The 11,979-nt window shown below is 35.3% G+C and carries 12 protein-coding genes and 1 other annotated feature (1 of these 13 running past the window's edge); of the genes, 1 reads left to right on the top strand and 11 read right to left on the bottom strand.

The genetic code is table 11. From position 1 onward, the window contains the following. Positions 1 to 53 (bottom strand) — a binding site (T-box leader) (it extends 209 nt beyond the left edge of the window). 127 nt (positions 54 to 180) lie between these two features. From RBU59_RS21915 to RBU59_RS21895, 5 genes are all read right to left on the bottom strand, one after another. Beyond that, entirely contained in the window at positions 181 to 495 is a 315-nt protein-coding gene (locus RBU59_RS21915; RefSeq protein WP_308144605.1) for a rhodanese-like domain-containing protein, read from the bottom strand. Between the two features lie 87 nt (positions 496 to 582). After that, positions 583 to 1,743 (bottom strand): MFS transporter, encoded by a 1,161-nt coding sequence (locus RBU59_RS21910; protein ID WP_308144604.1) that lies wholly within the window; start codon positions 1,741 to 1,743, stop codon positions 583 to 585. A 321-nt stretch (positions 1,744 to 2,064) separates the two neighbouring features. Beyond that, positions 2,065 to 2,583 carry a hypothetical protein gene (locus RBU59_RS21905; protein WP_308144603.1) on the bottom strand — a complete coding sequence of 173 codons (519 nt, stop codon included), beginning with the start codon at positions 2,581 to 2,583 and terminating at the stop codon, positions 2,065 to 2,067. 84 nt (positions 2,584 to 2,667) lie between these two features. After that, a complete protein-coding gene (locus RBU59_RS21900; protein WP_308144602.1) occupies positions 2,668 to 3,249 on the bottom strand; it encodes an NUDIX hydrolase in 582 nt (193 codons plus the stop codon). A 250-nt stretch (positions 3,250 to 3,499) separates the two neighbouring features. Beyond that, on the bottom strand, positions 3,500 to 4,819 hold the full coding sequence (locus RBU59_RS21895; protein WP_308144601.1) for an MFS transporter: 1,320 nt from the start codon (positions 4,817 to 4,819) through the stop codon (positions 3,500 to 3,502). A gap of 498 nt (positions 4,820 to 5,317) precedes the next feature. Here RBU59_RS21895 and RBU59_RS21890 point away from each other — a divergent pair, with 498 nt between their 5' ends. Then, positions 5,318 to 5,542: a DUF6774 domain-containing protein gene (locus RBU59_RS21890; protein WP_308144600.1), complete on the top strand. Its 225-nt coding sequence runs from the start codon at positions 5,318 to 5,320 to the stop codon at positions 5,540 to 5,542. Positions 5,543 to 5,678: 136 nt separating this feature from the next. Here the strand turns inward: RBU59_RS21890 and aac(6') are convergent, their stop codons facing one another. The 6 genes from aac(6') to RBU59_RS21860 form a co-directional block, all read right to left on the bottom strand. Further along, positions 5,679 to 6,113 carry an aminoglycoside 6'-N-acetyltransferase gene (gene aac(6') / locus RBU59_RS21885; protein WP_308144599.1) on the bottom strand — a complete coding sequence of 145 codons (435 nt, stop codon included), beginning with the start codon at positions 6,111 to 6,113 and terminating at the stop codon, positions 5,679 to 5,681. A 140-nt stretch (positions 6,114 to 6,253) separates the two neighbouring features. Further along, positions 6,254 to 8,833 carry an ABC transporter permease gene (locus RBU59_RS21880; protein ID WP_308144598.1) on the bottom strand — a complete coding sequence of 860 codons (2,580 nt, stop codon included), beginning with the start codon at positions 8,831 to 8,833 and terminating at the stop codon, positions 6,254 to 6,256. Further along, positions 8,830 to 9,513, bottom strand: coding sequence for an ABC transporter ATP-binding protein (locus RBU59_RS21875; protein ID WP_308144597.1), 684 nt, complete (start codon positions 9,511 to 9,513; stop codon positions 8,830 to 8,832). The genes RBU59_RS21880 and RBU59_RS21875 overlap by 4 nt, the downstream gene beginning before the upstream one ends. A 206-nt stretch (positions 9,514 to 9,719) precedes the next feature. After that, a complete protein-coding gene (locus RBU59_RS21870) occupies positions 9,720 to 10,733 on the bottom strand; it encodes a sensor histidine kinase (protein ID WP_308144596.1) in 1,014 nt (337 codons plus the stop codon). Position 10,734: 1 nt separating this feature from the next. Further along, on the bottom strand, positions 10,735 to 11,424 hold the full coding sequence (locus tag RBU59_RS21865; protein ID WP_308144595.1) for a response regulator transcription factor: 690 nt from the start codon (positions 11,422 to 11,424) through the stop codon (positions 10,735 to 10,737). Continuing rightward, the gene (locus RBU59_RS21860; RefSeq protein ID WP_308144594.1) at positions 11,424 to 11,978 is read right to left on the bottom strand and encodes an NUDIX domain-containing protein; all 555 of its coding nucleotides are present in this window, start codon (positions 11,976 to 11,978) and stop codon (positions 11,424 to 11,426) included. Before RBU59_RS21860 ends, RBU59_RS21865 begins: the two co-directional genes overlap by 1 nt. Position 11,979: the final 1 nt, after the last annotated feature.

Raw genomic sequence — 11,979 nt, 5'->3', positions numbered from 1 at the left:
CTTCTCTCTGTGCATCAGGATAAGCAAGTACTCCTCCTTGTCAACGCTTTTGCCTGTAAATGTTAGTTAAATTATAGCATTTTGGATTTAATTGTCAATCCTTTTTATATCATATTTAAGAATAATTAAATTACTTTTTTATTTGGGCATGGACAGATTAAATAAGCGGTTCCCACATACCTAATTGGTTCCTGTATAAGAACTGATACCACCTGTTACATTAATTACATCATATCCCTGCCTTAATAAAAATTTGCAGGTCCTGCTGCTTCTTGCGCCTGATTGGCACATGATATAATATGTTTTATCTTTATTCAAATATTGATTCGGGTTAGATATTAAATTACCCATAGGAATATTTTTTGCAGTCCTTATACTGCCTGTTTTATATTCATATGGTTCCCGTATGTCTATAATCTCTGCCTTTCCGATTAAATTTTCCAGCTCATTTGCCGATACGTTTTTTCCTGTTTCTACTTTTAAGAATCCCAGCATAAATTACCTCCTTGTGTATTTCCATAAGATATTATGCCGTAATTATATTGCAATTATTAATCCTCTTCCGTAACCAGGTTACGAAAACTATTCCGCTGCCACACGGTTAATCATCTCAGAAGATAGTATCATCAAGAATATAAAAATTAATAAAAAGAAAGGCAATATTACTATTCCAGTAACTTCAGACAGAAATCCAAATGCAGGCGGCATGAAGGTACTCCCTACATAGGCAAAAGCCATCTGTATTCCCATAATCGCCTGAGATATATCTTTTCCGAACCTTTTTGGAGTCTCATGGAGCATGCCAGGGTATATAGGTGCACATCCTAAACCGATCAGAATAAATCCTGCTAAGCTGAAATACCTTGAAAAAGGCAGTACCAAAGAGAGTCCGCCAAGAGTACAGATAACTTGTCCTAATCGTATTAAAGATACATTGTTCATTTTCATTGCCAGAAAACCGGATAAAAATCTTCCTGCAGTAATACCAAAATAATACAGGGATACCCATTTTGCCGCAGTATTGACAGATAGGCCTACATGCTGTACCAAAAAAGTTCCTCCCCATAGACCGGTTGTGGTTTCAACCGCACAATAGCAAAAAAAAGATAACAGGGCTGCTTTTGCCCCCTTCATCCCAAATAACATAGGCAGCGTGGCATCTTGTTTCACTTCCTGTGTAAGTTCCGTATTCGTTTCAAAGGACTTCCAGATAGGTAAAGATAAAAATAATAAAACGACCAGTGTGATTTGTATTACGGATACGGTAAGATATCCCTTATTCCAACCGCCGGTTGAGGTTAAAAACATTGACATGATAAAGGGACCTGCAGTTGCTCCAATTCCCCAAAAACAATGCAGCCAGTTCATATGATTCGCTTTATAATGTAATGCTACAAAATTATTCAGGGCAGAATCCACGGAACCGGCTCCAAGCCCCAAAGGTACGGCAAAAATACACAGCCAGATAAAATGGGGCATGGCATAAAATCCAAGAAGTGCAAAACCTGTCATAAAAACACTGATTGCAGTAACTTTACCCGTTCCCAATTTTCTGATAATTTTTTCACTGAAAAAACTTGATATAATTGTTCCGCCGGATATAATCATAGTTATAATGCCTGCAAAAGATACCGGAACAGATAATTCCGTATGCATGACCGGCCAGGCCGATCCTAACAGGGAATCCGGTAATCCCAGACTGATAAATGCAATATAGATGATGATTAATAAAATGGTTGCCATATATACTTCTCCCTTTTACATTTAATTTAATATAGGATTAGGGTATCAAAAGGTCAATTTTGCTTTTTTAATAAATACCAGCGTATATATATTCAATTTAGCTGCCTTTCCCTCAAACACTATATTTTTTACAAGCCTCTAACGTCTTAAAAATCAAACCAGCTGGCTTGATTTTTGGCCAGAGTCTTGACAAAATATTAGCAGTGTCCTCGGCCGTACGTAGTCGAAATAATTCGACCAAAACCGAATATATATACACCGATATTCATAAAATGCAGGTTGTGAGACCTTTTGACACTTGAATCCTATTTTTTTTATTTATTAATAATACTTTTTATAACCATTTTCCGGAATAACTCCTTCTAACCCAATAACTCTTGGCCATAAACCTGTCCTTGCTATAATAAATCCCATTAGCATTCCCATATGACTATGTAAATGCCTGTGCTGCGCCATTATCAATGCAAATCTGGTCCATTCACAATTCTCAGGTTTTTCTAGCAGAAGATCATCTGATAATTGTTTATCATAATCTTTAATCTTCTTTTCTACAGACAGAAAAAATTCGTTTAATAATTCCTTGGAAAGCTTTTTTTCCGAGGTTACATCTAGGTTATTTAAGTCTTTTACATGAAAAGACGGTGCCTGATATTTTCTCGGATTGATATACCAGGTATCAAGAGATAACAGCATGTGATAGACATGCTTCCATAAAGGCATCTCGCAATATAATTCCTCCCACATATCACCAGGAATGCAATCAATTACATTACCTACATTCCATAATGCCCGGTTTGTCTGATCTCGAATGATTTCAACATAGCTAATACCATTATCCATAATTAATCCCCTTTCCACACCTTGCTGACTAAGGTAATATCTGCTTATTACCTGCAGACTAATTGCACATTGCTTGTTACCAGTTTAAACCAACTCTTTATATATTAATTTATCTAATTTCTCGTTCAATTTGCTATATATTCCTGACATCCATACTTCAGTCGACAGCTTTATGGCTTCCTTTCTGCCCACCCATTTTACACCACTGTTTTCATCTTCTTTTATCCGTAAAATCTCCCGGTCATCCGCCTCCAATAAGTATGTAATATTTAAATGCAGATGAGATGAAACATATTTTTCTCTTTTGATATGACCATTGACACAGAGGGTTTCCATGGAATAAATATTTGTAAAAACAGGGGTTATATTAATGATTCCTGTCTCTTCTTTTGCTTCACGAATTGCTACAGATAACAGGTCTTTCTCTCCGTCCGCATGTCCCCCGGTCCACGCCCAGCTGTCATAAATGTTGTGGTATATCATTAAAACTTTTTGCCGGTCCGAATTCACAATCCAGGAAGATGCCGTTATATGAGCAATTTCATTCTCTCTTGTAAATACATTATCAAATAAGTCCATATATTTCAGTGTAATTTTTCGGTCGTTTTCCTCCTGCTCATTCCATGGGTTATATTGTTCTATCTGCTTGTATATGTTGTCATTCATCCTATTTTGCCCCGCTTTTCTATTCTTATATTTCTCCTGATTGAATCAACAGAATAATTATATCCTGTTTCTGATTTTCTGTTTATTCCTGTTTTTGTTTCATGTTATTTCTGATAATTTTTTTGCTTATTCCTGTTATTTATATCAGATTACGTCGTATATCCTAAGTTAATAATAATCCATTTATCACCAAGAATCAAATTTATCTTTAATGAATTTAATCCTATTTTCATAGTATTCATTGTATGTATTAATGATTTGCTTTTCCCTTTCCAATAAACCAGACCTGGAAAATTAGAATCCATATACCTAAGATATAAAAGACTTTTCCTAACCCGATATAATCTCCAACATAACCGCAAATAGGGAAGATAACAATCATTGCCGCTGAAAACATTACACTGCTCACGGATATAATTGTTGCTCTCTGAGCGGATGGTATTAGCTGATTCAAAGCGTTGGATGATATTGGATATAATAGTGATCCAAAGTAACTCTGCACTAAAAATGCAACAACAGAAATATATGTATGATTTATCCCAAATGCAGCAATAAAAATTGCTAATCCTGATGCACCCACATATTTCTCTTTATCTCCAAATATTCGGCTGAATTTTTCAGCGGATAATGCTCCAAAAGATGCAAAAATCCCACTAAGTAATATAACAAAGGAAATTTGTATTTTATTTAAGCCAATATTGAATAAGTGCTGCTGACCATAAAAGTATGTCGCAGTAGCAAAAGCGGTTACTACAGGATAAAATACCAATACAGACCTGACCGGTTTATTATGTTTAAAAATAGTAATGCAGGCTTTAAAATGCTTCCTAACCGTACTTTTCTCACTATTTCCCCTATCAACTAATGCTTTAGGTTCATAAAAAAAACTCCCGTTAAATAATGCCGCCGCACTGATTATCATACCTGCGGTATATGCGTAGAAATATGAAATCTCCGCTAAAATTCCGCCTAAAAAGGAAGCAAAACCGCTTGCCGCTTCCTGTATAAAATTTAACCTGCCATTAATCTTTAAAAACTCCTTTTCCCTTTTTAAAATTTTCAAACTATCATAAACGAGTGCCTCTTCTGACCCTGAATTTAAATTATAACTGAAAGCGGAAAAAGCAAACGCTATGGCATAACCCAAGAAATGATTGCTTGTTACCATAAGCAAACCGGATATAACTGCTGATAGTCTCCCTAGTAATATGGTATTTTTTCTACCTGTTAAATCAGCCATAGCACCGGTTGGTACTTCAAAAAGAAAACTGACAATATGAAAAATTCCCTCCAAAAGGCCAATTTGTCCTAAGGACATACCTTTATAACTCAAGTATAAAACCCATATTGCTCCGGTCAAGTTGAAATTGGACATAAATCGAAACATATAATCCGTTTTAATATTTTTCCTTAAACCACATATGTATGTATTATTTTCTAAGATCTCGCAGCTGACTTTGTGAATTTCATTTGACTTGTTAATCTCATTTTTGTTAATCTGATTTTTATCATTAATTTTATTAATCTCATTTATTTTATTGTCTTGAGTACTTATATTATTTTCCATCATACTATCCTTTCCGGTTATAATTCAAGCATAAGAATGAGTCTGGTCTGCCAGACTCTAGCGCTATTTTATAGGGAAGTTCGGAGAACTATTCTATAAAATAAAAAACCTGTTTCTTATATTTAAGAAACAGGTTACTGCCGGATGTTATAGTATTTCTATAATAAGAAACAGCTAAACTTTCCTGAAAAAGGGCGCAGTAACCCAATTTACGGAATTTATTCCGTTAAAAGTTAGACCGCTGCAAACACAAATTCTGTATCCCTTTATTTCAAAATTAAGTTTCACAAGTTTCTTTCCTTTCCATAATGGTTAAAATAATGCTTTATTAAGTATAACATCAACTTCCACTAAAAATCAAGATTAAAATATACCCGACTTTTCGTGCCGAATAAAATCGTTACTGTTCACTCCCCTGCAAAAAGCAGCATAATGCTTATATATTTAATCGTTGTGTGCAATATTCTTTAGTATCAGCATATATTTTATGGGGGTGAAAATATGCAGTCATGTGAACTTGTTGCTACAATTACAGCGCTTGCCTGTGCCATAGCTAATAACTGTACTGTTGATGAAATAACCGTAATGGCAGCAACCTTTACTCAGCTTGGGGACACCTTGACTACGATTCTTGCACAAGAAGCTTACATTAATCCACCGGTTAACCTTGACCAGAACTCAGACACAAATCATAATACGGGTACAAAGAACACTAATGTAAATTAAAAGAATGCCAGTACAAAAAAGCGAGCGATAATAAGGAAGACTGCTCCAAATGTAAAAATGAACCCGGAAGAAAAAAAAATTATGCATCTTTCTTCCGGTTCACTTATAAGTTTATATACCAAGTCATAAATAATAATTATACCTTTTTCTTGAAGCATATAATCCTGCTTTCTTCTTCAAATCCCATTTTTAGATGAAACTGTAAACTTTCCGTATTGCTAATATTACAGTCACTGGCGAATTCTTCACATCCCATATCCTTAGACCAGGCTTCACAGGAAGCCAGAAGATGCTTTGCTATTCCTTTTCTGCGACTGCCCTCGCTAACATAAATTCCTTCTAAATACCCTACGGGACTGCTTTTACATCCTTGTACATAATCAAAACGTAACTGGCATTGGGCGAATCCCACCGGCTGTTGCATTTCATAGGCTAAGAAAAATGCAGCAGTATCCATTTTCATAATGCCAGTAATCTCTTCTTCTAATTCGGTCCGGGTATGATGGGGCCATAGTAGTAAAGCTAAATCAGTTATTAACTTACAATCAGTTATATCTGCTTTTCTTGTCATGTAATAATCCTCATAGTATAATTAATTAATTCAACCTAAGATAATAAGTAAGTATTTGTGCTTACATTATTTCTTTGAATGAACATTTAAACCTCCAATTCTATTATAATACACTTAAATGATTTTGCCAGATAACAACTTTACAGGTTTTCATTTTTTAACACATCAATAATATTGTCCTTACTTGTTTTCTTAACCGCATAAACCATAGTAAATCCAATAATTAAGAAAACGCTTACAATCGCAATTATTATGTTTAACCAGGGCAGGAAGAAGATAAAATCAAAATTACGGCTTAAAGTCTTATAAACCAGAAAGATTACAGCAAAACTTGCGGGCAAACCATACAGTAATGCTTTTATTCCGTAAAAAATGCTTTCATAACGTATCATCTTCTGAAATCCTGCCGGAGTTATACCATAGGATTTTAACATTGCAAATTCCCTTTTTCTCATATTAATACCTGTAGAAATAGTATTAATAATATTAGCCGTGCAGACGGTAGCAATTAATATTACGAAGCCGTATAAAAAGACGGAAAAAATCAAGGATAATCTTTCCTGTTTCTGCCTTTGTGTAATCACGTTGAAAATATAACTATCTAAATCAGGATAATTCTTCTTTACGGCTTCTATTTCTTTCTCCAACTCAGAAGCTTTGTCTGTGATATAATAAACGCTTAGATTTCGGTAAAGCTTCATTCCTGACTGTTCCATTTGATTAAGAAAAGACTGTAACCCCTGCTTTGATACAAGGATTGTTAAATTACCAATATACTCCTGATATCCGTACAACATCATAGGAATTTTATCTGTAACAGCTGAAATTTCAACTTGACTTTCGAGTTTTTTAACTTCATCATAATAGTAAGTAAGCGGAATAGCATCACCGGGTTTTATTCTTAATTGAGATACTGTTGTAAATTCATGTTTCTCTTTTAAATTAAAGGTATTGATTAATATTCCTTTCATTCCCTCAGACTTTATTTTATCCTCATCAATACCGGCTTCTTTCGCATATTGTCTTAAAGAGATGTCATCCATGGATATAATCTGAACATCCAGAGAATACTTTCCGTCTTCCGGTTCCATTCTGCTCTTAATATCATTACTCACCACACTTTCATTAAGTACTGCAGTGCCACTTACACTTTCAGTTACCACTGAGGTATTAATATGGTCCAGATGGGTGAGGTCATTAACATATCTATTCACTTTATCCATATCCTCCCCGTACACAGACACGGAAACATCATAATTAATCGGTGCGTTTGCCATAATAAAGGATTCTTTTAAAAATTCTGAAAATGCAGAAGCTGTCAGGAATAAAACAATACTGATAATCATGGAAAATAAAGTTGCATAATAACGGTGTTTATTCCTTTTTAGATTTTTTAACCCAAGTTCTGCTTCAAATCCAAATATAATCCTGGAGAGCTTTGAAGTTTTAACAGCTTTTCTCTTTATACTAATATCCTGAGTTTGCCGAATGGCATCAATAGGGGTAATTTTAGAAGCCCGCTTTGCAGGAAACCATGCTGAAATAAATAAAAGTAAAACAGAGAATAAAATTGCTCCGATAAAGCCATAGGGAGATATCACCAATTTAAGTGGTACAGTAACATTAAATAAATTCTGCATAATCGGACTTATTATAAAGAATGTGATGCCGATACCGAGATAACCGCTAATAAGACCGATAGGTATTGAAATACAGCCAATTACAAATCCCTCAAAAAATACGGAATTTCTTTTTTGCCTTTTCGTCGCACCTACACTGGCCAACATACCCAAGGTCCGGCTGCGTTCCGACAAGGATATGGCAAAAGCATTGTAGATTAAAGATACCGATCCCAATAATATAATACTCCCAACGATACCGATCGCTACTGTTAAAGTAGTATTAAATTCATTGTCGTCCGTAATTCCGGCATAAAACAGTAACTCTGAATTATAATTTAATTTTCCTGCATTACTTTCTTTTTTTAGTTTTTCAGATATATCGTATATTTTTTTATTTAACTTATTAAATCCAGCGTAAACAGTATAAGCTTCTTCATTTTTCACATTATTCTCACTGATACCGCTAAAAGCAACATACCCGGCTCTCGAGCTGTTTTCCCTACTTTCCGCATCGACTATTCCGGTTATGGTATACTCTCTTTCTCCGGTTTTTGTGAAGTCTTCTCCTTTCGTAAAGGAAAAGGTATTATCCAATGGAGTTTTCACCTTATTTTCAACTATACTGCGATCCCCCATGGTAAAAGTGACTTTATCACCGATGAGATAAGTAACACCCGAGGTATCTAACATCTGAGTCGTTATTACTAACTCATTTTCATTTCTGGGGAAACGTCCTTCTTTTAGCGCGATGGCTGAAAGGTCAAAGGAATTATATTCTAAGATATAAATATATGGCCGTTGGCTGTTTTTCGAACCCGGCAGCTCACCTATACCTGCCGTATGGCTTATAAGACTTTTCTTTACATTAGGATCTCCTGTTATCTTATCCACACCGGAACCGGGCACTTCATCCCATACAGAATGCCAGTTACCCGTTTGAGCAATAATACTGCGTTGTAGCATGTCCATTAAAGAAGCCCCAATGGTAGAAGAAGCAGCTATCATCGCAACAGAAATTATAACACCGATAATCGTAACTAACGTACGGCTTTTATTCTTCTTCATATACTTTAAAGTCAGTTTATTTACGATATTCATCTTCGAATCACCTCATCCCTGGTAATTCTTCCGTCCTCTATGGAGATAATACGGTCAGCCTGGAGAGCGATACTTTCATCATGTGTAATCACAATTAATGTCTGATTATAATTTTCATGAAAATATTTTAACAGCTGGAGAATTTCCCCGCTGTTTTTCGTATCCAGGTTACCGGTGGGCTCGTCCGCCAATATAATGGCCGGACTTCCGATTAATGCCCTGCCAATTGAAACACGCTGCTGCTGACCGCCGGACAGTTGGTTTGGTAAATGGGTTAAACGCTCCTTAAGTCCTAATATTTTAATAATATGATTAAAATTATCCTGATCCACTTTACGCCCATCTAATAAAAGGGGCAGTGTAATATTTTCCGTAACGTCAAGAACCGGTATCAGATTATAAAACTGATAGATGAGACCAATCTGCCTTCTCCGAAAGATTGCCAAAGCAGTTTCGTCCATGGCATATACATCCGTATTATCTACAATTACTTTACCTTTAGTGGGTACATCAACTCCTCCCAGGATATGAAGCAAGGTTGACTTTCCGGAGCCCGATGGCCCTACAATAGCAATAAATTCACCTTTATTAACGGAAAATGATATATTATCCAGGGCTTTTACGGCTGTTTCACCGCTTCCATATATTTTAGACAGATTTTCTACTTTTAATATTTGCATATATTCCTCCTGATTTAAATTAATAATAATTGCAAAACTAACAATTTTCCAAATATACCATTTCACTTATATAAATTAAAAGCATAAATGGTGTATTGGACAGTGCAACCATTCTAAATTTATTAAGTAACAATGACCATAATCCGAGTATATATGCCTGACATGACTCTCCGATGACATTTAATCTTACAATTTAGTCACTAACCTTAAATAATCTGCCTGTAAAATTTAATACGGAATCTGGTACCGATTTTATGATTTGAATCCAAATCCACATTTCCGTTTTGACTATTCAAAATACTCTTAGACATAGCCAGTCCGATTCCAATACTATCCGTACCGGCATTTTTACCTTTATAAAAACGTTCAAAAATATGAGGTTTATCCTCCTCTGCAATTCCCTCCCCATTATCTGTAATATCAATTTCCGTATATAAAGGGTTTTGCAGACAGGTTATTGTAATAGTACCTCCGACACTTGTATGCTCAATACAGTTTTTAACTATATTGAGTATGGCCTCTGCCGTCCAGTTAAAATCACCTTCTATAAAAATATCATCGCTGCACTCTATTATAAGCTCCTGTTCTTTTAATTCCACAGGTATTAAAAGCGGTTCCACTGCTTTTTCAATAAGCCTGAGAACCTGGATATTTTCCCGTTTAAATGTAACCGTCTGTGCATCGATTTTAGACAGCTTTAATAAAGATGTTACTAACCACTCAATGCGTTTAAGCTGATTTGCTATCTTATTTAAAAATTCTTCTTTTTTTTCCTGAGGTAAATTCGGATCACTTAATAGGTCTGTCATAACAAACATGGAAGTCAACGGAGTTTTTAACTGATGGGATATGTTAGACAAGGTATCGGATAAATATACCTTATCTTTTTTCAATAACTCGGATTGTTCGTACAGAGTTAAAGTAACTTTGTAAATATCATTTTTAAGAATACTTAATTCTCCCTCTGTATTATCCCGAATATCCATCTGATTCTTTCCTGTATAAACTGATGCAAGATACTTCGATAGGTTTTCAATATCCTGATACCGTTTATGGGTAAACAGAAAAAATGCGATAAAAACTGCTGACAGAGTAATGAGCGTTATTAGGGCTGCTGTAAGATTAATAGAACTAACAACCGCCACATTTATTACTCCGGCAAACCCGCAAAAGAGATATAAATTTTTAACTTCTTTATTTCTAACCATATTAGTTCCCAATTTAAACTTCCTTCCCCGTATTCCCCATCCGGTAACCTAACCCCCGTACCGTAACTATGATTTTGGGATTCTGGGCATCCTCTTCTAATTTTTCCCGTAAGCGTTTAATATAAACAGACAATGTGTTATCATTTATAAAATTACCGTCAATATCCCAGATTCCCTGTAATAACTGATTCCTGCTGAGTACCTGTCCCATATTATTCAGAAATACAAGAAGCAGCCGGTATTCTAAAGAGGTTAAAAATACTTCCTCCCCATCCCGATACACCTTAGCCAGTTTCGTATTAATCATAATATTATAAAGACGGTAAATATCCGTTACATTACCTGTCTTCTGGTAATGTCTTAGTGCTGCTTTAATGCGGCTTATTAATTCTCTTATACGGAAAGGTTTTGTAATATAATCATCAGCACCCATATCCAGTCCCATAACAACATTAACTTCATCGTCACAGGCCGTTAAAAATATAACGGGAACATTCTGTTTCTCTTTTATTTTTCTGCAAATTTCATAACCGCTTCCATCCGGCAAGGATAAATCCAAGAGATATAGATCAAAATTTTCACCTGTTTTTTTGTCCGCTTCCTTTTTGTTTTCACACAAGGTGACCTCAAATCCCTCACCAGTCAGAGAATATTCCAGCCCTTCCGCTATGGTTTTATCATCTTCTACAATTAATATTCTCATTACTTTCTCCGCTCCCTCCTCATATCCTTTTGATCTTTTAATCGGTCCATTACCAGTGTATCCCGATATATCCAGGGTGTATGTTCAGAATGATTTATTATGGTGTTATTCTCGATTGCTTCCTCCAGTGTAATCCATTTTAATTCATACTCTTCCTCTTCCTCATAATGATCCAGGTTTCGTTCCCCTTCTTCCGGAAGAATGTCGCAGTAATAGTAATAAGATAACTGTTCAAATATTTTACATTGTTCTTTATCTTTTTTAATTTCCTTAAATTTACCGTAATATTTTATCGTTTCAGGAATTACTTTTAATCCGGTTTCCTCTAAAACCTCCCGAATGAGAGTCTCCTCTCTGCTTTCTCCTGCTTCCATTCCACCGCCGGGAAATTTATAATCACCATGTTTTCCGCTGTGGATCAAAGCAATTTTACCATCTGACTCAATAATTCCCCTTATTGCTACTCTGGTGATTTTATCCCACTTTTTATCATAATTTCTTCTATCCAGAATTCCGATATAGTCCGAAGCATTTACATCTGCCGCATAATACATT

Source organism: Anaerocolumna sp. MB42-C2, assembly GCF_030913705.1.
GTDB lineage: Bacteria > Bacillota > Clostridia > Lachnospirales > Lachnospiraceae > Anaerocolumna.
Note: the sequence above shows the minus strand (reverse complement) of the source record. Positions and strands in the feature narration are given on the sequence as shown.